The 25776-nt window shown below is 57.9% G+C and carries 26 protein-coding genes and 1 other RNA gene; 12 read left to right on the top strand and 15 right to left on the bottom strand.

Annotated features, from left to right (window positions below; all coding sequences use genetic code 11):
- Positions 1-104 precede the first annotated feature (104 nt).
- An RNA gene (rnpB, locus tag IEQ42_RS21505) (RNase P RNA component class A) lies at positions 105-458 on the bottom strand.
- 73 nt (positions 459-531) lie between these two features.
- Positions 532-1437: a 16S rRNA (cytidine(1402)-2'-O)-methyltransferase gene (gene rsmI / locus IEQ42_RS21500; RefSeq protein ID WP_150592668.1), complete on the bottom strand. Its 906-nt coding sequence runs from the start codon at positions 1435-1437 to the stop codon at positions 532-534.
- Positions 1438-1615: 178 nt separating this feature from the next.
- Between rsmI and IEQ42_RS21495 the strand changes: the two genes are divergently transcribed.
- The 4 genes from IEQ42_RS21495 to IEQ42_RS21480 all read left to right on the top strand — a co-directional run bounded on the left by IEQ42_RS21495 (position 1616) and on the right by IEQ42_RS21480 (position 5062).
- Positions 1616-3427, top strand: coding sequence for a penicillin-binding protein activator (locus IEQ42_RS21495; protein ID WP_210705104.1), 1812 nt, complete (start codon positions 1616-1618; stop codon positions 3425-3427).
- A complete protein-coding gene (locus IEQ42_RS21490; protein ID WP_150592666.1) occupies positions 3427-3789 on the top strand; it encodes a YraN family protein in 363 nt (120 codons plus the stop codon). Before IEQ42_RS21495 ends, IEQ42_RS21490 begins: the two co-directional genes overlap by 1 nt.
- A 104-nt stretch (positions 3790-3893) precedes the next feature.
- A complete protein-coding gene (locus IEQ42_RS21485) occupies positions 3894-4487 on the top strand; it encodes a phosphoheptose isomerase (RefSeq protein ID WP_008082788.1) in 594 nt (197 codons plus the stop codon).
- Positions 4484-5062, top strand: a complete 579-nt coding sequence (locus tag IEQ42_RS21480) for a BON domain-containing protein (RefSeq protein ID WP_042560996.1) — start codon at positions 4484-4486, stop codon at positions 5060-5062. Before IEQ42_RS21485 ends, IEQ42_RS21480 begins: the two co-directional genes overlap by 4 nt.
- Positions 5063-5126: 64 nt before the next feature.
- On the opposite strand, the gene IEQ42_RS21475 is transcribed toward IEQ42_RS21480, so the two are convergent.
- From IEQ42_RS21475 to rplM, 7 genes are all read right to left on the bottom strand, one after another.
- Positions 5127-5540, bottom strand: coding sequence for a ClpXP protease specificity-enhancing factor (locus tag IEQ42_RS21475; protein ID WP_150592664.1), 414 nt, complete (start codon positions 5538-5540; stop codon positions 5127-5129).
- 16 nt (positions 5541-5556) lie between these two features.
- Positions 5557-6174, bottom strand: coding sequence for a glutathione S-transferase N-terminal domain-containing protein (locus IEQ42_RS21470; RefSeq protein WP_047303097.1), 618 nt, complete (start codon positions 6172-6174; stop codon positions 5557-5559).
- A 146-nt stretch (positions 6175-6320) separates the two neighbouring features.
- A complete protein-coding gene (locus IEQ42_RS21465; protein ID WP_210705102.1) occupies positions 6321-7103 on the bottom strand; it encodes a cytochrome c1 in 783 nt (260 codons plus the stop codon).
- Positions 7103-8314: a cytochrome b gene (locus tag IEQ42_RS21460; protein WP_210705101.1), complete on the bottom strand. Its 1212-nt coding sequence runs from the start codon at positions 8312-8314 to the stop codon at positions 7103-7105. The genes IEQ42_RS21465 and IEQ42_RS21460 overlap by 1 nt, the downstream gene beginning before the upstream one ends.
- Entirely contained in the window at positions 8314-8907 is a 594-nt protein-coding gene (petA, locus tag IEQ42_RS21455; protein WP_007917031.1) for a ubiquinol-cytochrome c reductase iron-sulfur subunit, read from the bottom strand. Before petA ends, IEQ42_RS21460 begins: the two co-directional genes overlap by 1 nt.
- Before the next feature lie 269 nt (positions 8908-9176).
- On the bottom strand, positions 9177-9569 hold the full coding sequence (gene rpsI, locus IEQ42_RS21450; RefSeq protein WP_008080273.1) for a 30S ribosomal protein S9: 393 nt from the start codon (positions 9567-9569) through the stop codon (positions 9177-9179).
- Between the two features lie 14 nt (positions 9570-9583).
- The gene (gene rplM, locus IEQ42_RS21445; RefSeq protein ID WP_007917032.1) at positions 9584-10012 is read right to left on the bottom strand and encodes a 50S ribosomal protein L13; all 429 of its coding nucleotides are present in this window, start codon (positions 10010-10012) and stop codon (positions 9584-9586) included.
- Positions 10013-10257: 245 nt separating this feature from the next.
- On the opposite strand from rplM, the gene IEQ42_RS21440 reads away from it, so the two are divergent.
- Entirely contained in the window at positions 10258-11298 is a 1041-nt protein-coding gene (locus tag IEQ42_RS21440) for an NADP(H)-dependent aldo-keto reductase (protein WP_210705100.1), read from the top strand.
- Positions 11299-11403: 105 nt separating this feature from the next.
- Here IEQ42_RS21440 and IEQ42_RS21435 read toward each other — a convergent pair whose 3' ends face one another.
- Complete coding sequence (locus tag IEQ42_RS21435; protein ID WP_042561001.1) at positions 11404-12540, bottom strand: acyl-CoA dehydrogenase family protein; 1137 nt, start codon at positions 12538-12540, stop codon at positions 11404-11406.
- Positions 12541-12790: 250 nt separating this feature from the next.
- Between IEQ42_RS21435 and IEQ42_RS21430 the strand changes: the two genes are divergently transcribed.
- The 5 genes from IEQ42_RS21430 to IEQ42_RS21410 all read left to right on the top strand — a co-directional run bounded on the left by IEQ42_RS21430 (position 12791) and on the right by IEQ42_RS21410 (position 19175).
- Positions 12791-13687: a GlxA family transcriptional regulator gene (locus IEQ42_RS21430; RefSeq protein ID WP_196304183.1), complete on the top strand. Its 897-nt coding sequence runs from the start codon at positions 12791-12793 to the stop codon at positions 13685-13687.
- Positions 13688-13866: 179 nt separating this feature from the next.
- Positions 13867-15816 (top strand): flavin monoamine oxidase family protein, encoded by a 1950-nt coding sequence (locus IEQ42_RS21425; protein ID WP_210705099.1) that lies wholly within the window; start codon positions 13867-13869, stop codon positions 15814-15816.
- A gap of 196 nt (positions 15817-16012) precedes the next feature.
- Positions 16013-16900 carry a nitrilase family protein gene (locus tag IEQ42_RS21420; protein ID WP_210705098.1) on the top strand — a complete coding sequence of 296 codons (888 nt, stop codon included), beginning with the start codon at positions 16013-16015 and terminating at the stop codon, positions 16898-16900.
- Positions 16901-16915: 15 nt separating this feature from the next.
- Complete coding sequence (locus IEQ42_RS21415; RefSeq protein WP_210705097.1) at positions 16916-18124, top strand: hypothetical protein; 1209 nt, start codon at positions 16916-16918, stop codon at positions 18122-18124.
- 67 nt (positions 18125-18191) lie between these two features.
- The gene (locus IEQ42_RS21410; protein ID WP_210705096.1) at positions 18192-19175 is read left to right on the top strand and encodes an asparaginase; all 984 of its coding nucleotides are present in this window, start codon (positions 18192-18194) and stop codon (positions 19173-19175) included.
- A 60-nt stretch (positions 19176-19235) separates the two neighbouring features.
- On the opposite strand, the gene zapE is transcribed toward IEQ42_RS21410, so the two are convergent.
- The 3 genes from zapE to IEQ42_RS21395 all read right to left on the bottom strand — a co-directional run bounded on the left by zapE (position 19236) and on the right by IEQ42_RS21395 (position 22430).
- Entirely contained in the window at positions 19236-20330 is a 1095-nt protein-coding gene (gene zapE / locus IEQ42_RS21405) for a cell division protein ZapE (RefSeq protein ID WP_042561007.1), read from the bottom strand.
- A 90-nt stretch (positions 20331-20420) separates the two neighbouring features.
- Positions 20421-21776: a tryptophan--tRNA ligase gene (locus IEQ42_RS21400; protein WP_210705095.1), complete on the bottom strand. Its 1356-nt coding sequence runs from the start codon at positions 21774-21776 to the stop codon at positions 20421-20423.
- A 24-nt stretch (positions 21777-21800) separates the two neighbouring features.
- Positions 21801-22430 carry an alpha/beta hydrolase gene (locus IEQ42_RS21395; RefSeq protein ID WP_210705116.1) on the bottom strand — a complete coding sequence of 210 codons (630 nt, stop codon included), beginning with the start codon at positions 22428-22430 and terminating at the stop codon, positions 21801-21803.
- A gap of 144 nt (positions 22431-22574) precedes the next feature.
- Here IEQ42_RS21395 and IEQ42_RS21390 point away from each other — a divergent pair, with 144 nt between their 5' ends.
- Positions 22575-23009 carry a Z-ring associated ZapG family protein gene (locus IEQ42_RS21390; protein ID WP_210705093.1) on the top strand — a complete coding sequence of 145 codons (435 nt, stop codon included), beginning with the start codon at positions 22575-22577 and terminating at the stop codon, positions 23007-23009.
- A 254-nt stretch (positions 23010-23263) separates the two neighbouring features.
- Here IEQ42_RS21390 and IEQ42_RS21385 read toward each other — a convergent pair whose 3' ends face one another.
- A complete protein-coding gene (locus IEQ42_RS21385; RefSeq protein WP_042561010.1) occupies positions 23264-23995 on the bottom strand; it encodes a YiaD family glycine zipper/OmpA-like lipoprotein in 732 nt (243 codons plus the stop codon).
- A gap of 116 nt (positions 23996-24111) precedes the next feature.
- On the bottom strand, positions 24112-24756 hold the full coding sequence (locus IEQ42_RS21380; protein WP_042561011.1) for an MBL fold metallo-hydrolase: 645 nt from the start codon (positions 24754-24756) through the stop codon (positions 24112-24114).
- Positions 24757-24931: 175 nt separating this feature from the next.
- On the opposite strand from IEQ42_RS21380, the gene IEQ42_RS21375 reads away from it, so the two are divergent.
- Positions 24932-25741 carry a PP2C family serine/threonine-protein phosphatase gene (locus IEQ42_RS21375; RefSeq protein WP_210705091.1) on the top strand — a complete coding sequence of 270 codons (810 nt, stop codon included), beginning with the start codon at positions 24932-24934 and terminating at the stop codon, positions 25739-25741.
- Positions 25742-25776: the final 35 nt, after the last annotated feature.

Here is a 25776-nt window from a genome sequence, read left to right as displayed (position 1 = left end):
GTGGGAAAAGGCTATTACTGCAATTGCCGCTGCCGAACTTTCAGAGCAGGCCTGCTGATATTACACAGCCCCGATGCCATTGATTCAAGCAGGGAAAGAAAAAGGTGGAGAGTCGATCTGTAAGCCGGGTTCTGTCTTGAACAGTCATTCGTCTACGATGGCCATCACTGGACATCTTTAGCAACCTACCCGGTCCCAGCGCGGGCCACGCCTTGGGACCCTATTTGGTCTTGCTCCAAGTGGGGTTTACCTAGCCACGAACTGTTGCCAGACGCGCGGTGCGCTCTTACCGCACCTTTTCACCCTTACCGGCGCTTGAGCGCTTAGGCGGTTATTTTCTGTGGCACTTTCCGTAGGCTCACGCCTCCCAGGCATTACCTGGCACTTCGCCCTATGGAGCCCGGACTTTCCTCCCCCCCCTAATTTTCATAGAGGGCAGCGACTGTCCGATCGACTCTCCGCCGCGAAGGTTAACGGCAGAGCGAGCGAAGAACAAGCGCTAAAAGCCTCAAGACCGCTACGGGCGACGGCTTACACGTCTTTCTGTTTATCCAGCGCGACCTGATACAGGACGTTTTTACGCTCACCGGTGATCTGCGCTGCCAGCGCGGCGGCACGCTTGAGCGGCATCTCTTCGAGCAACAGATTGAGGATGCGCATGGCTTCGCTGCTGACCGCGTCCTCGCTCTCAGGGGCAGTCCAGCCGGCGACCAGCACCACGCATTCGCCGCGCTGCTGATTGCTGTCGGACTCGACAAATGCGCGCAACTCAGCCAGTGGCAGCCCCTTGAGCGTTTCAAAGGTCTTGGTGATTTCACGGGCCAGCAGTGCCTGCCGTTCGCCGCCGAACACTGCTTCCATGTCCTGTAGACATTCCAGAATGCGGTGCGGGGCTTCATAGAAAATCAGCGTACGCGGCTCTTCCTTGACTGCTTCGAGCCGCGCCTTGCGCCCAACCGACTTGGCCGGCAGGAAACCTTCGAAAATGAATCGATCAGACGGCAGGCCTGCTGCCGACAATGCTGCGATCAAAGCGCAGGCACCCGGCACCGGCACCACATTGATCCCGGCAGCACGGGCCTGACGCACCAGGTGATAGCCCGGATCGGAAATCAGCGGCGTGCCCGCGTCGGAAATCAGCGCGACGCTATCTCCCGCCAGCAGACGGGTGATAAAGCGGCTACCTTCATCTCGTTCGTTATGTTCGTGGCAAGCGGCCAACGGCGTCGAAATACCGAAGTGCTGCATCAGTCGTTGCGAGTGACGCGTATCCTCGGCAGCGATCAGCGCCACTTCACGGAGGATTTTCAGTGCCCGGGCGCTGATGTCGTCCAGGTTGCCGATGGGCGTCGCCACCACATAAAGCGAGCCGGCAGCGGAATTCAGGGAACCTGGAGCAGTCAAAGCGCACACCTCATGATCGGTAAAAACCGGCATTGTAACGCGTCACGAGGCTTGCTACGTCCTCTGCTAGCCTGCGGTTTTTGCGCGCAGTCATGCGACGCCGCAACATTTACTTCAGCTAAATTGACCGATTCACGCCAGCAACATCGCGCCCCGGCCAGTGCTTGGGTACAATTCCACGCTAATTTGATCGAGTATCAGGAACACTTACATGATCGCTTGCCTGCGGCTGTTCACTGCCCTCTGCCTCGCTGCCCTTTTGGCGGCTTGCGCCAGCTCCCCTTCCTCCAGCCTTGGCGAACTTCCACGGACTCCGGACGCCAGCATCGAGCAACTGCTCGAACAGGCTTCCCAGGCTAAAACCCCGGAAAAAGCCGCCCTGTTGCGCCTGAGCGCAGCAGACCTGGCTTATCGCCAAGGCAATGCCGGGCAGTCTGCGCAGATCCTGCAACAAGTGCCGGTGGAGCAACTCAAGCCGGGCCAGCAGATTTTTGCCAATACGCTGTCCGCCGAACTGGCGATGACGCGTAACCAGCCGAAAGCGGCGCTGACCGCCCTGAGCCATCCAAGCCTGCAGAAACTGGGTGAAATGCCGGAAGAGCAACAGGTCCGCACCGGCACCGTTCATGCCCGCGCCCTCGAAGCCGATGGCCAGACCCTGGCCGCCGCCCGCGAGCGCATCTTCATTGCGCCGATGCTGAAAGACGAAGCTGCGAGCAAGAACCATGAAGCGATCTGGACATTGATCGCCTCGCTGCCGACCGATCAACTGCAACCGAACACCACCGATGACCTCGGCGGCTGGATGGGTCTGGCGCTGGCCGTGAAAACCGCCGGCACGCTCGAACAGCAACAAGCCGCAATCGATACCTGGCGCGCGCAGAATCCAAAGCACCCGGCGGCAATCAATCTGCCGCTGCCGCTGACCAGGCTCAAGGAACTGACCAGCCAGCCGCTGAGCAAAATCGCCCTGCTGCTGCCACAGGACGGCCAACTGGCGTCGGTCGGCAAAGCACTGCGCGAAGGGTTCATGGCTGCGCACTATCAGGCCCAACAGGCCGGGCAGAAGCCACCAGCGATCGAGTTCTATGACAGCTCGAAACTGACCTCCATGGACGAGTTCTACCGCAAGGCTCAGGCTGACGGCGTGCAACTGGTCGTCGGCCCACTGGAAAAAACGCTGGTCAAACAACTGAGCACCCGCCCGCAACTGCCGATCACCACCCTCGCGCTGAACTACAGCGAAGGCGATCAAGGTCCGGCGCAACTGTTCCAGTTTGGCCTGGCCGCTGAAGACGAAGCACGAGAAGTATCCCGCCGTGCCCGCGCCGACGGCCTGCAACGCGCCGCGATCATGGTGCCGAAAGGCGAATGGGGCGACCGCGTCCTGCGTGCGTTCAGCCAGGATTGGCAAGCCAATGGCGGCAGCATCATTGCCACCGAGCGTATCGACCAGCCAGTGCAACTGGCCCAGCAAATTGCCGACATGTTCCAGCTGCGCCAGAGCGAAGCCCGCGCCAAGAGCCTGCAAAATGCTGCAGGCACCAACGTCGCCGCTCAGCCATCGCGCCGCCAGGACATCGAATTCATCTTTCTCGCCGCGACTCCGCAACAGGCGCAGCAGATCAAACCGACCCTGAATTTCCAGTACGCCGGTGACGTTCCTGTCTATGCGACCTCGCACGTTTACAGCGCCAGCGGCGATGTGAACCAGTACAACGACATGAACGGCGTCCGCTTCTGCGAAACGCCCTGGCTGCTGGAAACCAGCGATCCGCTGCGCCAGCAAGTCACCGCGCAATGGCCACAAGCCGCCGGCAGCCTTGGGCGCCTGTACGCCATGGGCGCCGATGCTTATCGTCTGGCACCGCGTCTGGGCCAACTCAAAGCTCTGCCGGACAGCCGCATCGAAGGTCAGTCGGGCAGCCTCAGCATGACCCAGACTCAGCGTATTGTGCGTCAACTGCCTTGGGCTCAGTTCGTCAGCGGCCAGGTTCAGCGCCTGCCGGACACCCAGCGCTAATGCCTGACAGGTCACGCTCGCAAAGCGGTAAGGATGCCGAGCGCCAGGCGCTCGAACATCTACAAAATCAGGGGCTGCGCCTGCTGGCGCAGAACTGGTTATGTAAACGCGGCGAGCTTGATCTGGTCATGCTTGATGGCGATACAGTAGTATTCGTTGAAGTTCGCTATAGAAAAAACACTCAATGGGGTGGTGCGCTCGCTAGCATCGATGGGCGCAAGCAGCAGAAACTGATTTTCGCTGCACAGTATTTTCTTCAGCGCGAGTCGCGTTGGGCCAATTCCCCCTGCCGCTTCGACGTGGTGGCCATCGACAGCCATCCGAGTCAGCTGAATTGGTTGCAGAATGCTTTCGACAGTTGATTGCCTGCCGCCAACCCGGATATTTCCACCCGACAACTTTTGCTCTTTGCTTTGCGGGCTGCACATTCATGTGCCGAACAGCCGCGCTACTTAAGGTCACACAGATGGACATGCAATCGCGAATTCGCCAGCTTTTTCAGGCCAGTATCGACACCAAGCAACAGGCGATGGACGTACTTGCACCGCACATCGAGCAAGCCAGCCAGATCATGGTCAACGCCCTGCTCAACGAAGGCAAAATGCTTTCGTGCGGCAACGGTGGTTCTGCCGGCGACGCCCAGCATTTCTCCTCGGAACTGCTCAACCGCTTCGAGCGCGAGCGCCCGAGCTTGCCGGCCATCGCCCTGACCACAGACACGTCGACGATCACCTCGATCGCCAACGACTACAGCTACAACGAAGTGTTCTCCAAGCAGATCCGCGCACTCGGTCAGCCAGGCGATGTTTTGCTGGCGATTTCGACCAGCGGTAACTCGGCGAACATTATTCAAGCGATCCAGGCCGCACATGATCGCGAAATGATTGTCGTAGCTTTGACCGGACGCGATGGCGGCGGCATGGCGTCACTGCTGTTGCCCGAGGACGTCGAGATTCGCGTACCGGCCAACGTCACTGCACGTATTCAAGAAGTCCACTTGCTGGCGATCCATTGCCTCTGCGATCTGATCGACAGCCAACTGTTCGGGAGTGAAGAATGACCCCTAATCGCCTTGGCCTTCTGGCCTTGACTCTGTGCCTCGGCATCAGCGGCTGCACTTCGGTGGTGAATGCCAGCCGTGAAGCGCCGATTGATGACGACCGCGGCACTCGCACCTTCGGCAGCAAGATCGATGACTCGCTGATCGAAACCAAAGTGGGCGTTAACGTGGCCAAGGCCGACCCGGCTCTGGACAACGACTCGCACGTGGTCGTCACCAGTTTCAACGGCGTCGTGCTGCTGGCTGGCCAGACACCGCGTGCAGACCTCAAGGCCAAGGCCGAACAGGCCGCTGCCAACGTTCAGCGCGTGAAGAAGGTGCACAACGAGCTGCAAGTGCTGCCACCCTCCTCCCTGCTGGCGCGTCAGAACGACACGTGGCTGACCACCAAGATCAAGACCCAGATGCTCACCGACGCCAGCATTCCGGGCTCGCGCATCAAGGTCGTGACCGAGAATGGCATCGTCTATCTGCTGGGTCTGCTGACCAAGCAGGAAGCCGCTCAGGCGACCAACCTGGTGCAGGGCGTATCCGGCGTGCAGAAGATTGTGAAGCTGTTCGAGTACATCGACTGACACCTGCTTTTGTAGGGGAAAAACAGGCAATAAAAAAGGCGATCCATCCGGATCGCCTTTTTTATTACTTCACTACCTTCAGACTTGGCCGGCCGCTTGGGCGCGGTGGCTCGCTGTCCGGTGGCGGCAGGTCATCGTCCTGCTCGATATCGTCTTCGTCACCCATCGGCGACTCGATATCGAACACCATGCCCTGACCGTTCTCCCGGGCATAAATGCCCAGGATGGCGCTGATCGGCACGTACAGACTGTGCGGGACACCACCGAAGCGACCTTCAAAGGTCACCACGTCGTTGTCCATGTGCAAATGACGCACAGCACTTGGCGAGATGTTCAGAACAATCTGTCCGTCACTGGCGAAACCCTGCGGCACCTGCACGGCTGGGTACTCGGAATTAACCAGCATGTGCGGGGTGCAATCGTTATCCACAATCCACTCGTAGAGCGCGCGGACCAGATAAGGTCGACTGGAGTTCATAGCGGCTCCTTAAGCCTTAGCGCATGTCGCGTTCGACACCAGACAGACTCGCCTGGAAAGCCTCACGCGCAAACGAGCGCTCCATGTAATCAAGCAACGGCTTGGCAGGCCGCGGCAGTTCAATACCCAGAATCGGCAAACGCCAGAGTATTGGCAATAGGCAGCAATCCACCAGACTTTGTTCCTCACTGAGGAAAAACGGCTTGTCGGCAAACAGCGGCGACACGCCAGTCAGGCTTTCGCGCAATTCCTTGCGCGCCACGACGCGCGCGGCCTCCTTGCTTTTAGGATCCAGAATCAGATCCACCAGACCACACCAGTCACGCTGAATGCGATGAATCAGCAGTCGGCTGTTGGCACGTGCCACCGGGTAAACCGGCAGCAACGGCGGGTGCGGGTAACGCTCATCCAGATACTCCATCACCACGGTCGACTCCCACAACGCCAGGTCACGATCGACCAGCGTCGGCAGACTTCCGTAAGGGTTCACCTCAATCAGTTTAGGCGGCTGGCGACCAGCTTCCACATAAATGATTTCGGCGCTGACACCCTTCTCTGCAAGCACGATGCGCACTCGGTGGGAATAGTGGTCGGCGGGGTCGGAGTAGCAGGCCAACCGATTGGTCACGCCCATGGCGATCCTCCTCGCTTGTTGAAATTATCGGAACCGGAAAAACGCGCGCGCCCAGAGGGCGCCTCCCGCAACACCTGGCTTACCAGGCGCTACGTTGTCGGAGGCGCCCTTGGGCGCGCGCGATCAACAGCAATGCTTGAAGCGTATCAGTGCACGTCTTTCCAGTATTCACGCTTGAGCAAATAGGCGAACACAAAGAAGAACGCCAGGTACAGCAAAACGTAAGTACCGATGCGCTGATGTTGCAGCTTAACCGGGTTAGCCGAGTAAGCCAGGAAGGTTACCAGATTCTTGACCTTCTCATCGAACTGCTCTTCATTCAGAGCACCGGATTTCGGCACGATGGTCAGTTGATCGCACGCTTCGTGAGTCAGAGGCGTACCGGTCAGCGGATCATATTGCTTCTTGCCGTCCTCGACGATCTGCACCTGTTTGCAACCTACGACCTGACGACCTTGCAGGCCGACCAGCACGTTAGGCATGCCGACGTTCGGGAAGACCTTGTTGTTCACGCCCCATGGACGTGCAGGGTCTTCGTAGAACGACTTCAGGTAACCGTAGAGCCAGTCAGTACCACGAACGCGAGCCACCAGCGTCAGATCCGGCGGCGCTGCGCCGAACCAGGTCTTGGCGTCGTCCGGCTGCATGCCGATGTTCATGTGGTCACCGATCTTGGCGCCAGTGAACACCAGCTTCTCCAGCATCAGTTCGTGGGGTACGCCAAGATCATCGGCAACCCGCTCGTAACGCTGAAACTTGGCACTGTGGCAACCCATGCAATAGTTGGCAAAGGTACGCGCACCATCCTGCAGAGCGGCCTTGTCGCCGACGTCAATGTCGACTTTTTCCAGTTCCGGACCACCGTGTGGTGCCGCGAAAGACAGGGCAGGCAAAGCAGCAAAAATCAGAGCGAAAAATAACTTTTTCATCAGCCAGTCACCCTTTCCGGAACCGGTTTGGTCTTCTCGAGCCTGGTGTAGAACGGCATCAGAATGAAGTAGGCGAAGTACAGGAAGGTGCAGACCTGCGACAGCAACGTACGACCCGGGGTTGGCGCCAGAACGCCGAGAATGCCGAGGATCACGAACGAAATGCAGAACACCACCAGCCAGATTTTGCTCATCCAGCCTTTATAGCGCATCGACTTGACCGGACTGCGATCGAGCCACGGCAAGACGAACAGCACTGCAATGGCCGCGCCCATGGCGATAACGCCCATGAGCTTGTCCGGTATCGCCCGCAGGATCGCGTAGAACGGCGTGAAGTACCAAACCGGCGCAATGTGCTCTGGCGTCTTGAACGGGTTGGCCGGTTCAAAGTTAGGCTTTTCGAGGAAATAGCCACCCATTTCCGGGAAGAAGAACACGATAAAGCAGAAGATGAACAAGAACACCACAACACCGACAATGTCTTTCACGGTGTAGTACGGATGGAAAGGAATGCCATCCAGCGGGATGCCGTTCTCGTCTTTGTGCTTCTTGATATCGACGCCGTCAGGGTTGTTCGAACCCACTTCATGCAGCGCCAGAATGTGCAGCACCACCAGACCGAGAATCACGATCGGCAAGGCCACAACGTGCAAGGCGAAGAAGCGGTTCAGGGTGATCCCGGAGATCAGGTAGTCACCACGAATCCACTGGGTCAGGTCGTCGCCGATCAGCGGAATCGCACCGAACAGCGAGATGATCACCTGCGCACCCCAGTAGGACATCTGCCCCCAAGGCAGCAAATAACCCATGAAGGCTTCGGCCATCAGCGCCAGGTAGATCAGCATGCCGAACACCCAGACCAGCTCACGCGGTTTCTGGTACGAACCGTAGAGCAAACCACGGAACATGTGCAGATAGACCACGATGAAGAACGCCGAAGCGCCAGTCGAGTGCAGCAGACGCAGGATCGAGCCGTACTCGACGTCGCGCATGATGTATTCAACGGAAGCGAACGCTTCTTCTGCCGACGGGGTGTAGCTCATCGTCAGCCAGACACCGGTGACGATCTGGTTAACCAGAACCAGCAGCGCCAGCGAGCCGAAAAAGTAGAAGAAGTTGAAGTTTTTTGGAGCGTAATACTTGCTGAGATGGTCTTCCCACATTTTTGTGGCAGGGAAGCGCGCATCAACCCAATCCATGAACTTGCTCATCACGCTTTCTCCGTATCGACGCCAATGACAATCAGGTCATCGGTCTCATAGGAATGCGGGGGAACTGGCAGGTTCAAAGGCGCGGGTTGCGACTTGTAGACGCGGCCAGCCAGATCGTAGTGGGAACCGTGGCAAGGGCAGAAATAACCGCCTACCCAGTCTTTACCCAGATCCGCAGGTGCCACTTCGGGACGGAAGGTCGGTGAGCAACCCAAGTGTGTGCAAATCCCGATCAGCAGGAGAATTTCCGGCTTGATCGAACGCACTTCAGGGTCGACATAGGTGGGTTGCGTGGAGTTTTTGGAGGTCGGATCGGAGAGTTGCCCCTCGATCTTTTTAAGATTCCCCAGGATTTCCTCGGTACGGCGGACAATGAACACCGGCTGGCCGCGCCACTCAGCAATCATCTGCTGTCCTGGCTCGATCTTGCTGACATTCACTTTCACCGGTGCACCAGCGGCTTTCGCCTTGGCACTGGGAAACCATGACCCCACGAACGGGACCGCAGCCCCCACCGCTCCTGCAGCACCCACCACGGATGTGGCTGCTACCAAGAAGCGACGCCGGCCTGCATTCACGCCGTCATTGCTCATTCAGTCCTCTCCCATCAGCTTTTGTGGCCTGTTAAATCAGGCATCTACTAAATAAATCAATGTTACTTATAAAAATTTTGCCGAATGGTAATGAAAAGCCCCAATTCTGACAAGGGAATTACCCGGAGCTCTCACCCTCAAGCCTTGCAGTATAGGGGCTCTGCGAATGTGGCAAGTTGTCACAGCGCAATTCTTTTGATAAATCGCAGGCATAAAAAAACGCCCGCTTCCGTGAGGAGGCGGGCGTTCTTTTGAACGCGGAAGCGGAATTAACGCTTCGAGTACTGCGGACGCTTACGCGCTTTACGCAGACCAACTTTCTTACGTTCAACTTCACGGGCGTCGCGAGTAACGAAGCCAGCTTTGCGCAGAGCGCCACGCAGGGTTTCGTCGTAGTCCATCAGAGCGCGAGTGATGCCGTGGCGGATTGCGCCAGCCTGACCACTTACACCACCACCGATCACGGTGACGTAGATGTCGAACTTCTCGACAGTCTCAGTCAGCTCCAGCGGCTGACGAACTACCATGCGGGCAGTTTCGCGGCCGAAGAAGTTTTCCAGCGAACGGTTGTTGATGGAGATATTACCAGTACCCGGACGCAGGAAAACGCGTGCGGTTGCGGTCTTGCGACGGCCAGTGCCGTAATTTTGAGTCGCCGACATAATGTACTATTCCGTTAAAACTTCAGTTCTTGGGGCTGCTGAGCAGTATGTGGGTGTGCAGCGCCCGCATAGACTTTCAGCTTACGGTACATGTCGCGACCCAGCGGGTTTTTAGGCAGCATGCCTTTAACCGCGGTCTCGATCACGCGCTCAGGGGCTTTAGCGATCAGCTTTTCAAAGTTGATCGACTTGATGCCGCCCGGGAAACCGGAGTGGGAGTAGTACATTTTGTCAGTGGTTTTAGCACCGGTAACACGAATCTGCTCAGCATTGATTACGACGATGTAGTCGCCGGTATCAACGTGAGGAGTGTACTCAGGCTTGTGCTTGCCACGCAGACGGCTCGCGATTTCGGTGGCCAGACGACCCAGGGTCTGACCAGCAGCGTCGACGACAAACCAGTCGCGCTTTACTGTTTCTGGTTTAGCAGTAAAAGTTTTCATTCTTTATAGCCTCAGGGGCCGCCCTGTAAATTAGACGGCGGATCTTACTGAATAGTGCGTACTTTGACAAGTCAAAGGCAGCCGGATACAGACGCTTTCGGGGGCTCGGGTCGGCGCGTCCGTTCAACGGCAAGATTCTTCGGCGGCGGCGCATCACTTCCACTGCAGAAAGAGGTCGGCAATTATGCAGATTGCGAAAAATATTTCAACCTGCTTTTATGATTGTTTTGCCCAAGGAGCACCCGATGGACTATCGCCAGCTAGGCCGTACCGACCTGAACGTGAGTGCAATCTGCCTCGGCACCATGACCTGGGGCGAGCAAAACACTGAAGCTGAAGCCTTCGCCCAGATCGAACGGGCCAAAGAGGCCGGGATCAATTTCATCGACACCGCCGAGATGTATCCGGTACCGCCGAAAGCCGAAACCTACGCCACCACCGAGCGTTATATCGGCAATTACTTCAAAAGCCGTGGTGATCGCGCCGACTGGATCCTGGCCAGCAAGATCGCCGGCCCCGGCAACACCATCGACTACATCCGCGACAAAAACCTGCGCCACAACCGCCAACACATCACGGAAGCGGTGGATGCCAGCCTCAAGCGTCTGCAGACCGATTACATCGACCTCTACCAACTGCACTGGCCGGAGCGCAGCACCAACTTTTTTGGACAGCTGGGCTACAAACACAAGATCGAAGCCAACCTGACGCCACTTGAAGACACCCTCGAAGCACTCGACGAGCAAGTGAAGGCCGGCAAAATCCGCCACATCGGCCTGTCCAACGAAACGCCGTGGGGCACCATGCGCTTCCTCGCCCTGGCCGAAGCACGGGGCTGGCCGCGTGCCGTGTCGATCCAGAACCCGTACAACCTGCTCAACCGCAGCTTTGAAATTGGCCTGGCAGAAATCGCCATCCGCGAACAATGCGGCTTGCTCGCCTATTCGCCGCTGGCGTTCGGTTTCCTGTCCGGCAAGTACGAAGGTGGCGCGCGCCCACCAAAAGGTCGTCTGAGCCTCTACAGCCGCTTCAGCCGCTATTTCAACGCGCAATCGGAAGCGGCGTGCAGCCGTTATGTCGCACTGGCCCGTGAACACGGTCTGGATCCGGCGCAAATGGCCTTGGCGTTCGTGACTCAGCAGCCGTTCGTCACCAGCAACATCATTGGCGCGACGACGCTTGAGCAACTGGACAGCAACATCGCCAGTTTCGATCTGAAACTGTCGGATGAAGTGCAGGCGGGGATCGAGGCGATTCACAAGGATCATCCGAACCCTGCGCCGTGATCGTTTGATGCACCGCCTTCGCGAGCAAGCTCGTTCCCACAGGAGATCACCGTACCTGTGGGAGCGAGCCTGCTCGCGAAGGGGCCTGTCAACTCACTGCAAGACTCAAAGCGACCGCGCAATGATCTCCTTCATGATTTCATTGGTGCCGGCATAAATCCGCTGCACCCGCGCATCCGCCCACGCCCGAGCCACCGGGTATTCCCACATGAACCCGTAACCGCCGTGCAACTGCACGCATTCGTCGAGCACCTTGCATTGCAGGTCGGTGCCCCAGTACTTGGCCATCGCGGCCGTCGGCACGTCGAGCTTGCCTTGCAGATGCAGCTCAAGACAGCGATCAACGAACACGCGACCGATCTGAATTTCCGTGGCCATTTCCGCCAGTTTGAAGCGGGTGTTCTGGAAATCGGCAATCGCCTTGCCGAATGCCTTGCGATCACGGGTGTAATCGATTGTCCATTGCAACGCTGCTTCTGCCGAAGCAAGACCACCAATCGCCACGGTCAACCGTTCTTGCGGCAATTCCTGCATCAGGTAAGCGAACCCCGCCCCGGCCTGCCCCAGTAAATTTTCCTTCGGCACGCGTACGTCCTGGAAGAACAATTCCGACGTATCCTGGGCCTTCATTCCGACCTTCTCCAGGCGTTTGCCCTTCTCGAAGCCCGGCGTATTCGCCTCCACCAGAAACAGACTCGTCCCCTTGGCGCCGGCCTTCGGATCGGTCTTGGCGACGACAATCACCAGATCAGCAAGAAAGCCGTTGGTGATAAAGGTCTTGGAGCCGTTGATCACGTACTCGTCACCGTCCAGCACGGCGGTGGTCTTGACGCCTTGCAGGTCGGAACCCGCGCCGGGCTCAGTCATGGCAATGGCCGTGACCATCTCGCCCGACACCAGTTTCGGCAGGTATTTATGCTTCAGCGCTTCGCTGCCGTAATGCAGGATGTACGGCGCAACAATGTCTGAATGTAACGAAAAACCGATGCCGGTAAGGCCCAATCGCCCAACCTCTTCGATCACCACCGCACTGTAAAGAAAGTCCGCCCCCAAGCCTCCGTACTCTTCCGGCAGATGCGAGCAGAGCATCCCCGCCTCCCCTGCCTTGTTCCAGAGTTTACGGTCGATGTGGCCTTGTTTCTCCCATTGCCCGTGAAACGGCACGGCCTCTTTTTCGAGGAAGGTTCGTACGCTGTCGCGGAACAATTCGTGCTCGGAACTGAACAAGGTTCTGGGGATCATGCGGCACCTTTCTTTCTTGTTGGAGGGCTGTGTCCTTCAGAGACTAAGCCTCCCCTCCGATAGAGGACACTGGACACATCCGACAAAAAATAAGACGATCCAGCCGTCTGGTGACCACTTTCCCTTATAAAAACAAAACAAAAGTTGAATTATGTCCAAGCACGTCTCCACGCCCTTGCGGCGCGTCAGCATCCTGGCGATCGACCAGGTTTTCGCCTACACACTCATGCAAGCCAAGGACTTCTTCCATGTGGCGAGCCTGCGTTACGGCAAGCAACTGGGCCAAGGCCTGACTCCTGCGTTCGAAACCCGCCTGGTCAGCCCCGATGGCAAGCCGGTGAAAAGCTTCAGTAATGTGGTCATGCCAGTGGACGGCGGCCTGGAAAATACCGATATCATCATCCTCCCGGCGTTCTGGGACGATTTCGACACGCTGTGCACCCGCTACCCGCAAGTCCTGCCGTGGCTGCGTGAGCAACACGCTCGCGGTGCCGTCCTGTGCGGCGAAGCCACCGGGGTGTTCTGGCTGGCCGAGGCCGGCCTGCTCGATGGCAAGGAAGCTACGACCTACTGGCGCTTTTTCAACGCTTTCACCGAGCGCTTCCCGAAGGTCTACCTCAATCAGGACAAACACCTGACCGACGCAGACAATCTCTACTGTGCCGGCGGCACCACCTCGGCCTGCGACCTCTACATCTACTTGATCGAGCGCTTCTGCGGCGCCAACGTCGCACAGGCTGTAGCGCGCGACATCCTCTACGAAGTGCAGCGCAGCTACTCGCCGGGCCGCATCGGTTTTGGCGGGCAGAAGCTGCATCAGGACGTGATCATCCTGCAGATCCAGCACTGGCTCGAAGAGCACTTCGCCGACAAGTTTCGCTTCGAGGACGTCGCGCGCGAGCACGGCATGAGCATCCGCAATTTCATGCGCCGCTTCCAGACCGCCACCGGCGACAAACCCCTGCACTATCTGCAACGCCTGCGCATCGAAACGGCCAAGGGCTTGTTGTCCGCCAGCCGCAAGAGCATCAAGACCATCAGTTATGAAGTCGGTTATGACGATGCGAGCTTCTTCGCGCGGCTGTTCCGTCAGCACACCGAATTGTCGCCGAACCAGTATCGGCAGCAGTTTCAGCAGGCTGCATAAACACAATCAGACAGACGTCCATGTGCGAGTAGTCCTTTCACATGGACGGCTCCTGGCGTGTTTTTTCCCACATAAACCAGCGAAAACAGATCAGCTTCCCGCCCCCTTTTACGACTGTCCATACATGGCTTCGCCGTACAGACTCCTTCACATGCACAACGCATCAAGGAAGATGAACAGTGACCATCGGATCCAGTTACAACTACCCATCACAAGCCGCAAGCGTTGAGGTTCGCAAAAAACGTTCTACGCCATCCAAATGGAAGCCCCGCTTTCCCAATCCTCCCGACTTGTGCTTTGACTATCGCGCATTGGTCGAGCAAAAAGACGGCATCGCTCGCGCCACTGACCCACAACACCGGATCTGCATCATTGGCGCTGGCGTGACCGGTCTCACAGCCGCCCGAGAGTTGCTGCGCTGCGGCTTCAGGCATATCACGCTGATCGAGCAATCCTCCCGCATAGGCGGCAGACACCTGACCGTTCCGGGAAGCCCTCAATCCAGCGCGAGTCATACCCCGTTTGAAATGGGCGCGATGCGCATGCCTCTGTTCAACCGCGAAGGCGAGTTGCCGACTGAGGGTCGATCGCTGATGGCCTATTACGCGAAGACCTTTGACTTGTCGCTTTCGGACTTCGCCAACCCTGGCAGCCAATGGGTCAAATCAACCGGCATTTACCTGCGCGAGGGCCGTCTGGCGGTCGAAGCGGCACCGCAAATGCTGATCTGGAAAAATACCGACGGCCAGACGCCGCCTCCCAGCGATGAACTGCAAGCGGTGTACGCCAAGTGGAGGGCTTTCGCCGACCGCATGACCCGGCATGTCGCCGAAATGTACGCGAGCGAGGACTGGGAAGCCGCTTGGGCCGCTATCGTCGAAAAATACCACGCCGTATCCTTCCGCGAACTGGTTGGCATGCCTGCCTTGCAGCGCTGGAATCGCGACGCCCCCGGTGACTTTGGCGGGATGGGCATGTCGGCAAAGGAGTCGGCCATTTTCTACGCCATCGGGATTGGCGACGGTAGCTGGGGAGCCTTCTATGACGTGTGCGCGTTATACCCTCTGCGCACCGCCATATTTGGTTTCAGCAGCCATTTGCAATTAGTGCATGGCCGAGTGGATGAACAAGGCGACCCGCTGCCTGACTCCCCCCTTGTCAACAGCAATGCGGTTTTCGATTCGACTGGCCTGCCCTTTGATAAACCACGCTATCTGGGGCTCGCTGCGTTGAGTGAATGCCTGATGTTCATGAAGCCCGACGAGTCCACCCAATCGTTTTATGAGCACTGCCAGCAAAGCAGTGAAGGCCTGTTGACCGACTGCGCCGTCAGCAGATTGAAAAAACTCGGCAGCGGAAAAATCCGCGTCTATTTCAACCGCAAACATAGCCAGCCGGAGTTGACCCAGGAACACTTCAATGACTTTGATTCAGTGATCATGACGCTGCCCTCATGGTTGATAGAGACCCGAGTCAAGCTGGAAGACTTCACGCCTCAGATGCTGCCGTTCGAAACCATTAACGCGTACAAAACCGCGCACTGGGAAACCAGCTGCAAGGTCTTCGCACCGCTGAAAAAATCCTTTTTGTCGGGCAATACCAACATCCCCCAAGTGATTGTCACGGACAGCTTTATCCATGACGTTTATACCTACCGCTACAACGAGAACTACAGCTACGACTGCATTCTTTTGAGTTACACCTGGGAGGACGACGCAACCAAACTTTCCTGCTTCAGCGACAAAGAACTGGTCGCAAAGTGCGCAGAAGAACTGGACAGAATCCTCATGAACTCCAGCAATATTCAGCAACGCATATCCCCGTACATCGGCCTGCAACAAGCCGTCGTACAGCGCTGGATGACTGATAAAAATTCGTTGGGGTGCGCCAAGCTTTACCGTCCCGGGACTTACCACGATGCCGTCCGCCTGCTGAAATACAACCGAGACTATTCAAAGGCTTCGGGCCTGTATTTATCGGGGGAGTCATTTTCAGTCGATGCCGGTTGGACCGAGCCCTGCTTTCGCGGTGCCGTCGATGCAGTCATTCATATTTGCGACAAGACCGATGCGAGTTTCAACGGCGGCTTCACCATGGATGACTACCCGCATTTTCACCACGCCACCTGATTTTCTGCGCACGCCATCCACTGTTCACGAAGGGTCCCGGCAGCAGACCGAGGACCTTACGATGACGCGGGACTACGCTTCCTAGGAGAAGACCTACAACTTAACCGGAAACCGCCGACTTACGCTTTGCTCCCGACTCGACTCTTATGACCCCGCCATTCAACGGCGTGAAAACAATAATAAGAGGTCATGAAAAATGAGTGAGTCCACAAGCCCCGTTCGTATTGCGGTCGTGCAATTTGATCCGCAGGTCGGCACGCAAAACCGCGCGGCAAACTTGAGTACCAGTCTGGAGTTGGCACTGGAAGCGGTTAACAACGGCGCAAACCTTATCGTTTTGCCCGAACTGACCAACACCGGTTATTTCTTTCAGAACCGGCAGGATGCGTTTGACCATGCCGAAGCGGTTCCAGAAGGGCCGAGTGTCGGCAGTTGGGAAGATTTCGCCCGTCATCATCAGGTTTATCTGGTAGCCGGGCTGACCGAGCGCGAGGGATCGAAGCTATACAACACTGGCGTGCTAGTGGGGCCTGACGGGTTTATCGGCAAGTACCGCAAGGCTCATCTCTGGAACCTGGAAAAGCTCTGGTTTACTGCCGGCGACTCGGGATTCCCGGTCTTTGACACGCCTATCGGTCGCATTGGATTGCTGATCTGCTGGGACATCTGGTTTCCCGAGGTCCCGAGGATCCTGAGCCAGCAAGGCGCAGACATCATTTGCAGCCTGAACAATTGGGTCTGGACTCCGCCACCGTTGTTCGATGACGCCGGCAAATGCATGGCCTCGTATCTGACCATGACCGCCGCGCATGTCAACAATGTTTTTATCGCCGCGGCGAGTCGAATCGGCGAAGAGCGCGGCGCTCGATACCTTGGATGTTCATTGATCGCCGGCACCAACGGCTGGCCGATCGGCCGCGTGGCATCTGCCGACCAGCAGGAAATTCTCTATGCCGATATTGACCTGACCAGCGCTCGCAGCGCGCCTATCTGGAATGACTTGAACGACCTCCATCGGGATCGTCGCTGCGATGTCTACGACCGAATGCTCGGTTACACCCAGCATCCGTGCCTTGCGCGCTAACCGGGGGGCCAAGCAATGGGAACTATCCACGCAAAACCACGGAAACAAATCGCCGCCAGAACAATGCTCGACAGCATGATCATTGGATTGCTGCTGAGTGCTACAGCGCTGATTGTCTGGCTCTCAATGAACAATCACTCACTTTGGTCAGCACGCTGGCCGGATTACGGCCACATGGTCTCGAATCTTCCCGAGCCGACCGCCTGGCTGCGCTGGGTGTTGGGAGATATCAGTGAGGTGGCATTTTATAAACACGAGTTCGCATCCATTGGCCTTTTGGCAGGTGCTTATCTGGGTTACTGGGCGAATCGAACGGGGAAATCCTGGCAAGGCTTTACCATCTGTTACGGCAGCGGACTATGGCCGTGGCTCGTCACCAGCTCGTTGCTGGGTCTGGTACTGAGCAATCTCGTGTGGGGCTGGACCGTCACCGCCACGAGCTGGCAGCCCACGTTTGCGGCATTTGTGTCGTTGCCCGCGGCCATGGTTCTGATGTTTGGGGGCGGCTGGAAGGTCGCGATCAATGGCGCAATCATGGGAGCCCTTTTCGTGACGCCCATGTGCATGCTGATCGTGAATTACGTCTGCAACCCCCTCGGCCTGCCCGTGGTGATCGGCAATGTATCGGGCATGGCAATCGCCAGCATCGGCGCCTTCGTACTCTGCCGCTGCGTGCCGAGTCTGGTGACATCCGCGGCGCCCGAACAGGTCGCCGAGGAGGCCAGCATCCCTGTAACCGCCAAGGCTCCCGATTATGGTGTGGTCTGGAGCATTCGCCGGGTCTTGGCGGACTTCTCCGAAGCGCCTTTTTTCGGCAATGAATGGGCCAGTCTTGGGCTGATCGTCGGCGCATTGCTGGCGTTCACCCTGAACCCGATGAGCCCTGTCTATGGCACCGGTTTGCTGCCGCAATTACTGGCGGGCCAGGCATTGACCTCGGCACTGGGCGTGCTGATCTGGCGCAAACAATGGATAGCCCGAGGCTGGTACCCGACCTATGTGCCACTGGTATCAGTCGTTCCGGCAGCTATTTTGACCTACGGCGGCGACTGGCAAGTGATTGCCTCAAGCGCATTGCTCGGTGCCCTGATCGCCCCACCGCTGGCTTGCGCTCTGGCGCAACGAGTGCCGGGGCACATGCACGGTTTCATCGGGAATGTGTTGTCCATGGCCATCAGCACGCTGCTGATCCTTCCGCTCGTCGGCTGGCTGGCAAGCCACTGACGTCCCCCTTCCCGGCTGGCGCTTGAATCCGATTCAGGAGCCGCCGGTTTCCTTTGCGAGGTATCACATGGACTTGCCCAAACTGGCCATTGCCGCACTCGGCGGTACTGTCAGCATGCAATCGCTTCAAAGCGGCGAAGGTGTCGTTCCATCGGTGTCCGGCGAGACGCTACTGAACACGGTGCCGGAACTGAAAACACTCGCGCAGTTGACCGTTGAGACACTCGGCCTATTGCCTGGCGCCTCACTTGATTTCGAATACCTGCTGAGCGTGTTGTGCTGGGCGAACTTTCAGATCAATCAAGGTGCGGCAGGAGTAATCATTGTTCAAGGCACGGACACGCTGGAGGAATCCGCTACTTTTTTTGATCATCTATGGGACCACGACGAGCCACTGGTGCTGACTGGTGCCATGCGCTCGGCGGCCCAGGCGGGTGCCGATGGCCCGGCAAACCTGCTGGATGCCGGCCGCGTCGCACTGGCGCAAAGCAGTCGGGGTCGCGGCGTCCAAGTGGTTATCCAAGGGCAGATTCACCGGGCGAACGCCGTGCGCAAAGTCGACTCCATGGCGCTGCACGCGTTCGCATCGCCTGTGACCGGTCCGGCCGGCGTTCTAATGGAAGGTGTTGTGCGTTATTTGCAGCCGCCTGTTGCACGTCAAGTCTTGCCCCTGCCGCAAACCACCAACCAGACGATCGCCTTGCTGGAAGCATCGCTTTCTGCGGACAGTCTGCTGCTGGAAAATGTCGTCGAGTTGGGCTATGACGGGCTGGTGATCGCCGGATTCGGTGCCGGACATGTGTCCGCAAACTGGGCCAAAGTCATCGAAACCATCGCCCGACACATTCCGGTAATAATCGCGACACGCACCGGCTGTGGCTCCACGGCACGGTCAACCTACGGCTTTGAGGGCAGCGAAATCGATTTGCAGCGCAAGGGTGCTGTGATGGCCGGGTTCACCTGCCCGCGCAAAGCGAGGATTTTGCTCTGGCTGCTGGTCGGGTGCAGACAGCAAGAGCATCTGGCGTCTTGCCTCGATCAAACCGGTTGACCAAACGCGCAAAAAAAAGGGCCTGCAATTGCAGGCCCTTTTTCTGAATTCGAGATCTGCTTAAGGCTTATGGGCCCGCGACAGGAATTCGTGCGACTGCATCTCCAGCAGGCGACTCAGCGTGCGCTGGAACTCGAAGTTCAGGCGCCCGCCGGTGTACAGATCCTTCAACTCGACTTCAGCAGAGATGATCAGCTTCACGTTACGGTCGTAGAACTCGTCGACCATGTTGATGAAGCGGCGAGCGATGTCATCGGTGGTGACGCTCATCTGCTCGACACCGCTGAGCAGCACGGCGTGGAAGATTTTGCCCAGTTCGATGTAGTCGTTCTGGCTGCGCGGGCCGTCGCACAGTTCGCGGAAGTCGAACCAGGCCACGTCATCACAAGTGCGCAGGGCGCGGATCTCGCGATTTTCAATGATCAGCACGTCGTTTTCCACCGCCGCCGTGCATTCCGGTGTCAGTGCCTTGAAGCTCTTGCGCAGGCTTTCGTGAGCGGCTTCGTCGAGCGGATAGTGGAACAGTTCCGCCTGCTCGAGGTGGCGCAAACGATAGTCGACGCCGCTGTCGACGTTGACTATTTCGGTGTGCTGCTTGATCAGCGCAATGGCCGGCAGGAAGCGCGCGCGTTGCAGGCCGTCCTTGTACAGACCATCGGGAACGATGTTCGAGGTCGCGACCAGGGTCACGCCGTTCTTGAACAGCTCTTCCATCAGCGTGCCGAGGATCATTGCGTCAGTGATGTCGGAGACAAAGAATTCATCGAAGCAGATGACCCGCGACTCAGTCGCAAAACGCTTGGCGATGATGGTCAGCGGGTTTTTCTCGCCGCCGAGGGTTTTCATCTCTTCGTGCACACGCTTCATGAAGCGGTGGAAGTGCGTGCGGGTCTTTTCCTTGAACGGCAGCGCTTCGAAGAAGGTGTCGACCAGGTAAGTCTTGCCGCGACCCACGCCGCCCCAGAAGTACAGACCCTTGACCGGCGTCTGATCCTTTTTGCCAAACAGCTTGCTCAAAAGACCCGGCTTGTTCTGATCGGCGGCGATCAGATCCTCGTACAGGCGCTGCAAATGACGCACAGCAGTTTCCTGCGCGGCGTCATGGAAGAAGTCCGGGCGTTTCAGATCAGCTTGGTATCGTTCTAGGGGCGTCATAATTCGTTAGCAAGGCAACAAAAACGGGCCGTCACTGTAGCGACGGCCCATGGGAATGGCAATCAGCCCTTGGTCGGGCCGAGCCGCTGATTATTCCTGTACCGGGGTCAACGCGATGCGCAGGGCCTCGATGGCCGTGTCCCGCGCCGTGCTGTCAGCGAATGCCGGGCTGTCGCCGATGCACTCGCCTTCCAGCCACACGCTGAAGCTCAAGTCTTCGCTGCGCAAGTCCAGAGGCTGACCGGATTGCAGTTGCTTGGTCACCTGGCCAGCGGTTTTGCCATCGGCGAAGTTGCGCGACAGCAGCAATTGCTCGCCATCGGCCGCCAGCAGACGGAAACGGAAACTGCCGTCGTCCTCGCGGAAACTGACGAAGCGTGCGGCTTTTACGGCTTTCTTCTTGGTGGTCGCAGCCACCTGAACCTGATTGACGAACGAACGCAGGCCCACGGCTTCACGCAGTTCGTTGAGGAACGGCGTTGCCACGGCACGGGCCTTTTTCGCGCCTATCTGCAGGATGTCTTCCAGATCCGCCGGACGCTCGATCAACTGGTGATACTTGTCGCGCGCTTCGCCCAGTTCGTTGTCGAGCAACTGGAACAGGCGGTTCTTCGCCTCGCCCCAACCCAGGCCACCGAGCAGTTCACTGCGGAATTCGTCAGCCTGTGCTGGCGTGGCGAAGGCCTGAAACAGAGTGAACAGGTGCGAGTTGTCCGGATCCTTGGCTTCGCCTGGCGCTTTGGAGTCAGTGACGATCCGCGAGATCGCGTCCTTCATCTCTTTGGCGCTGGAGAACAACGGAATGGTGTTGTCGTAGCTCTTCGACATCTTGCGACCGTCGAGACCAGGCAGTGTTGCCACGCTTTCTTCGATCAACGCTTCAGGCATGGTGAAGAATTCTTTGCCCTGGCCAAACAGGTGGTTGAAGCGCTGGCCGATGTCGCGGGCCATTTCCACGTGCTGGATCTGGTCACGACCGACCGGCACCTTGTGCGCGTTGAACATCAGGATGTCCGCAGCCATCAGCACCGGGTAGCTGTAGAGGCCCATGGTGATGCCGGCATCCGGGTCTTCACCGGTTTCGACGTTCTTGTCCACCGAGGCCTTGTAGGCGTGCGCACGGTTGAGCAAGCCCTTGGCGGCGACGCAGGTCAGCAGCCAAGTCAGCTCGGGGATTTCCGGGATGTCCGACTGACGGTAGAAGGTCACGCGGTCGACATCCAGGCCACCGGCCAGCCAGGTCGCAGCGATTTCCAGACGCGAGCGCTGGATGCGCAGCGGGTCATCGCATTTGATCAGGGCGTGGTAGTCGGCCAGGAAGTAGAACGAATCGGCATTGCTGTCGCGGCTGGCGAGGATCGCCGGACGGATGGCGCCGGCGTAGTTGCCAAGGTGTGGCGTGCCGGTGGTGGTGATGCCGGTGAGGATGCGGGTACGGTTCGTCATGGGTAATCGCTTGTCAGACTGCAATCAATTCGAGAGACGCGGCAGGATCAGATCCTTGAGATCGGTCAACTTGCCATGAAAAAAGTGTCCGCATTCTGCCACTTTCAGCAGCTCATGGGGGCGCTGGAGTTCGTCCGACCAGTCATAGACCAATTGCGGATCGATGACTTCGTCGGTTTCCGGCTGGATCACGGTCAACTCGCCATGCGCTGGCAGTTGATCCTGCTCGCCCAGACGCATCACCGCCGGCGCGACCATGAACAGGTGCTTGAGTTGCACGCCCTGGGCTTCGAGACGACCGCCGAGACTTGCTGCAACAAATCCGCCGAAGGAGAAACCGAACAGGGTCAGTGGCAGATTCGGGTGTTTTTCCAACAGCCATGCGGCGGCGGCTTGAGCGTCGTCGACCTCTCCGGTGCCCATGTCGTGGCTACCTTCGCTGGCGCCGACGCCGCGATAGTTGAAGCGCAGGGTGATCAGACCGGCGTCGCGGGCCGTGCGCTGCAGGGTCGAGACGACCTTGTTGAGCATGGTGCCGCCCTGCACAGGGTTCGGATGGCAGATCAGCGCGATGCCGCGCGGCTGCTCGTTATCCAGGTAAAGAGCTTCAATTTGGCCGACCGGGCCATCAATCACTACAGGGGTTTCACGCATCAGCAAGGAAGGAACTCCGTGACCTCGAATCGGGTCGACTCGTCTAGCAAATTGTCTGTGCCAATCTATTGCGAGTGAATCGCGGTATACAGCGCAGGTTCGAGCCGTTAACGTAAAGCAAAGCCGTTTATAGAGGAAGGACTCGTGGAACACTCGCTCTTAGTTTGGTTGTTACCGACTCTTGCCCTGGTTGTGGGTGTCGCCATTGGATTCCTGATCGCGCGCGTTGCGCCGAACGCTGCGCCGAGCCGTACGCAGCGTCAACTGGATGATATCCAGGAGCGTTTCGACAGTTATCAAAACGAAGTGGTCACCCACTTCAACAGCACCGCGATGCTGGTCAAGAAACTGACCCAAAGCTATCAGGAAGTGCAGGATCATCTCGCCGAGGGTGCCAATCGTCTGGCCCTGGACGAGCAGACTCGCCAGCGCTTGCTCGCCTCGTTGCACTCTGAATCGGTGCAGGTCCCGCGCGAGCGTCTGACGCCACCGCGCGATCAGGAGCCGCCACGCGATTACGCGCCGAAGACTCCGAATGCGCCAGGCATGCTCGATGAGCATTATGGCTTGAAGAAGTAATCAGTCGCAGCGACAAGCAGAAAGCCCCCGGACAATTCCGTTGTCCGGGGGCTTTTTTGTGCATGAGGATTTTACGGTGAATGTACCGGCCCTATCGCGGGCAAGCCCGCTCCCACAGGTTTCTTTGGTGTACACAAAATCCGTGTTCCACACATAACCCTGTGGGAGCGGGCTTGCCCGCGATGGAGCCAGCACCGGCCACACAAAAAAATGCCCGATCACAGGATCGGGCATTTTTTCATTCAGGCAATCAGTTACGGATACTGCTGAACCGTGCCCGGCTGTTGCTGAGCACCATACTGCTGGCCCGGAATCGCCTTCAGGTTGACCTCAACGCGACGGTTCTGAGCTCGGCCATTGACGTCGCCGTTACTGGCGATTGGGTTATCCGGACCGGCGCCACGGGCCGACAGGTTGGCACCGCTGACACCTTGCGACGTCAGGTAGGTCGCCACGCTCTGCGCACGACGCTGGGACAGGTCCATGTTGTGCTGGCGGCTGCCGGTGCTGTCGGTATAGCCGACGATTTCGATCTGGTTCTGGCTGAACTCCTTCAGGGAGCCGGCGAGGTTATTCAGTGGCTGATAGAAGCTGGAGGCGATATTCGCCGAATCGGTGGCGAACGTGATGTTGCCCGGCATGATCAGCTTGATCTGATCGCCCTGACGCTGCACTTCAACCCCGGTATTGGCCATGCTCGCGCGCAGTTTCTTCTCTTGCTGGTCGGCGTAGTAACCGTAACCGGCCGCCGAAGCACCCACCACGGCAGCACCGATCAAGGCACCCTTGCCACGGTTGTCGTGACCGATAGCTGCACCAGCCAGTGCACCGGCCAGAGCGCCGAGGCCGCCGTACTTGGCGGTTTTGCTCATGCCTTGGGAGCCGCCGTCGGCCTGGCCCTGGTTGTCATAAGGGTTAGGCGAGGCGCAGCCGGACAACAAGGCCACGGCAGTAGCGACAATAATCAAACGACGCTTGGTGAACATGAAGAGCTCCTACTTTTCTGCATTCTGAGGTGCAGCGGCCGGTTGGCAATAAACCTCTGCGGGCGTTGGATCACGACAATGGACAAAAATTCCGCCGCCCACCCATGACAAAATTTTTACGCCCGCACAAAAGGGTTTTCGCGCATTTCATCACCCAGACGCGTATCCGGACCATGCCCGGTAACCACCGTTGCATCTTCGTCCAGGGTGTACAGCCGCTGCTTGATCGATCGCACGATGGTCGCCTGATCGCCACCCCATAAATCCGTGCGCCCTACCCCGCGACGAAAAAGTGTGTCGCCGGCAATCAACAGCTTAGCCTCGGAAAACCAAAAGCTCATGGAACCGGGCGTATGACCCGGCGTATGCAGTGCCACCCCGCAACCGCAAGCCAGCTCCTCATCGTCGGACAACCAGCGATCCGGTGATGGCACCGGAACGTAGGGCACACCGAACATCTGGCATTGCATCTCGAGGTTGTCCCAGAGGAACTGATCTTCCTTGTGCAAATGCAGGGTCGCGCCGGTCTTTTCCTTCATCTGCCCGGAAGCAAGGAAGTGATCGAGATGGGCGTGGGTATGGATGATGCTGACCACTTTCAGGCCCAGCGCATCGAGGCGGGCCATGATCAGGTCGGGATTGCCGCCCGGGTCGACGACGATGGCTTTTTTTGTGATCGGATCGCCGATGATCGTGCAGTTGCACTGGAGCGGGCCGACGGGGAAGGTTTCGCGGATGAGGGCTGTGTTTGGTGTTTGCATAATTTTGATCCTGATACCAAGGCGTGCCGCTGCGGTTGTGATCCGCAAAATCGATAGGTTATCCTCGTGCCCAGCCAATTGCTAAACAAGACGGCAGGTAGTCAATCCCTACCCAATGGAACACGTGCTCGTCGATAAAAGCGCCCTTTTATGGACGCCTTCCCTTAAGGACACCATGTCTGACCTCACGCTGGACTTCACCTGTAAAACCGCTTTCGCGTCTGTGGCAGGACGCTCGCATCTGGAAACTCGAACAACTTGCCAGGACTACGTCGCGGCAAGAGAGTCGAACGCTGTGACCTGCATTGCCTTGGCCGAAGGCGCTGGCTCCAGAGCCCGCTCGGACGTCGGCGCCCAAGTCGCAGTAACCGCGACACTCGCCTACGTCTGCAAAAACTTTGAAAGCCTTTGGCAGAACATGGAAAAGCACAACGCCAAGGCAGCCCAGCGTCTGATCAATCGTTGCCTGGACGCGTTCAGACGCAAATCCGCCAAGCTCGGCTGCGAGATCAACGATCTGGCCTGCACTCTGTCGTTCGTCGCTTACTCACAAGGTCGCTATATGGCGGGCAACTTGGGAGTCGGCGTCATTGCACTGATTGATCCGGACGGGCAACTCGAGACCCTTTCGCCTCCAGAAAATGACGAGCTCACCAATACCACCTCGTTGCTGAATGACCCTAAAGCGATATCGAAGCTCAGGCTGTACCGCGGGCAAGTCTTGGCGCCGACGGGTTTGGCGATCATGAGTGCCGGCACCGCAGAAAGCCTTTACCAAAAGTCCAGCGGCGTTCCCGCACCGGCAGTGCAAAAACTGCTGGAGTGGAATGCAACGTTGCCGGGAAAAAAATTAAAGGCTGTTTTGAGCGAGCACCTGCAACAGTCCATCGCCAGCGAAACTGCAGATGATTGCGCCTTGGGGCTGATTTCAATTCTCCAGCGTGAGAATTCGATAAAACGCACGGACTTTGCCGGAACAGAGTGAACGACAAACTCTGGTTCAAGTTTCTCCTTGCTCCA

Source organism: Pseudomonas iridis (assembly GCF_017980685.1).
Lineage (GTDB): Bacteria > Pseudomonadota > Gammaproteobacteria > Pseudomonadales > Pseudomonadaceae > Aquipseudomonas > Aquipseudomonas iridis.
The sequence above is the reverse complement of the archived record's forward strand: the minus strand, read 5'-3'. Positions and strand labels throughout refer to the sequence as shown.

What these genes read in the sequence shown, in the direction of transcription:
- IEQ42_RS21380 (WP_042561011.1), bottom strand. Translation starts at nt 24,756, where the DNA reads ATGCAAACACCAAACACAGCCCTCATCCGCGAAACCTTCCCCGTCGGC.
- rsmI (WP_150592668.1), bottom strand. Translation starts at nt 1,437, where the DNA reads ATGCCGGTTTTTACCGATCATGAGGTGTGCGCTTTGACTGCTCCAGGT.
- IEQ42_RS21440 (WP_210705100.1), top strand. Translation starts at nt 10,258, where the DNA reads ATGGACTATCGCCAGCTAGGCCGTACCGACCTGAACGTGAGTGCAATC.
- IEQ42_RS21495 (WP_210705104.1), top strand. Translation starts at nt 1,616, where the DNA reads ATGATCGCTTGCCTGCGGCTGTTCACTGCCCTCTGCCTCGCTGCCCTT.
- IEQ42_RS21480 (WP_042560996.1), top strand. Translation starts at nt 4,484, where the DNA reads ATGACCCCTAATCGCCTTGGCCTTCTGGCCTTGACTCTGTGCCTCGGC.
- petA (WP_007917031.1), bottom strand. Translation starts at nt 8,907, where the DNA reads ATGAGCAATGACGGCGTGAATGCAGGCCGGCGTCGCTTCTTGGTAGCA.
- IEQ42_RS21385 (WP_042561010.1), bottom strand. Translation starts at nt 23,995, where the DNA reads ATGTTCACCAAGCGTCGTTTGATTATTGTCGCTACTGCCGTGGCCTTG.
- IEQ42_RS21465 (WP_210705102.1), bottom strand. Translation starts at nt 7,103, where the DNA reads ATGAAAAAGTTATTTTTCGCTCTGATTTTTGCTGCTTTGCCTGCCCTG.
- IEQ42_RS21395 (WP_210705116.1), bottom strand. Translation starts at nt 22,430, where the DNA reads ATGCGTGAAACCCCTGTAGTGATTGATGGCCCGGTCGGCCAAATTGAA.
- rpsI (WP_008080273.1), bottom strand. Translation starts at nt 9,569, where the DNA reads ATGTCGGCGACTCAAAATTACGGCACTGGCCGTCGCAAGACCGCAACC.
- rplM (WP_007917032.1), bottom strand. Translation starts at nt 10,012, where the DNA reads ATGAAAACTTTTACTGCTAAACCAGAAACAGTAAAGCGCGACTGGTTT.
- IEQ42_RS21475 (WP_150592664.1), bottom strand. Translation starts at nt 5,540, where the DNA reads ATGAACTCCAGTCGACCTTATCTGGTCCGCGCGCTCTACGAGTGGATT.
- IEQ42_RS21410 (WP_210705096.1), top strand. Translation starts at nt 18,192, where the DNA reads ATGGACTTGCCCAAACTGGCCATTGCCGCACTCGGCGGTACTGTCAGC.
- IEQ42_RS21415 (WP_210705097.1), top strand. Translation starts at nt 16,916, where the DNA reads ATGGGAACTATCCACGCAAAACCACGGAAACAAATCGCCGCCAGAACA.
- IEQ42_RS21375 (WP_210705091.1), top strand. Translation starts at nt 24,932, where the DNA reads ATGTCTGACCTCACGCTGGACTTCACCTGTAAAACCGCTTTCGCGTCT.
- IEQ42_RS21470 (WP_047303097.1), bottom strand. Translation starts at nt 6,174, where the DNA reads ATGGGCGTGACCAATCGGTTGGCCTGCTACTCCGACCCCGCCGACCAC.
- IEQ42_RS21400 (WP_210705095.1), bottom strand. Translation starts at nt 21,776, where the DNA reads ATGACGAACCGTACCCGCATCCTCACCGGCATCACCACCACCGGCACG.
- IEQ42_RS21420 (WP_210705098.1), top strand. Translation starts at nt 16,013, where the DNA reads ATGAGTGAGTCCACAAGCCCCGTTCGTATTGCGGTCGTGCAATTTGAT.
- zapE (WP_042561007.1), bottom strand. Translation starts at nt 20,330, where the DNA reads ATGACGCCCCTAGAACGATACCAAGCTGATCTGAAACGCCCGGACTTC.
- IEQ42_RS21485 (WP_008082788.1), top strand. Translation starts at nt 3,894, where the DNA reads ATGGACATGCAATCGCGAATTCGCCAGCTTTTTCAGGCCAGTATCGAC.
- IEQ42_RS21435 (WP_042561001.1), bottom strand. Translation starts at nt 12,540, where the DNA reads ATGATCCCCAGAACCTTGTTCAGTTCCGAGCACGAATTGTTCCGCGAC.
- IEQ42_RS21460 (WP_210705101.1), bottom strand. Translation starts at nt 8,314, where the DNA reads ATGAGCAAGTTCATGGATTGGGTTGATGCGCGCTTCCCTGCCACAAAA.
- IEQ42_RS21490 (WP_150592666.1), top strand. Translation starts at nt 3,427, where the DNA reads ATGCCTGACAGGTCACGCTCGCAAAGCGGTAAGGATGCCGAGCGCCAG.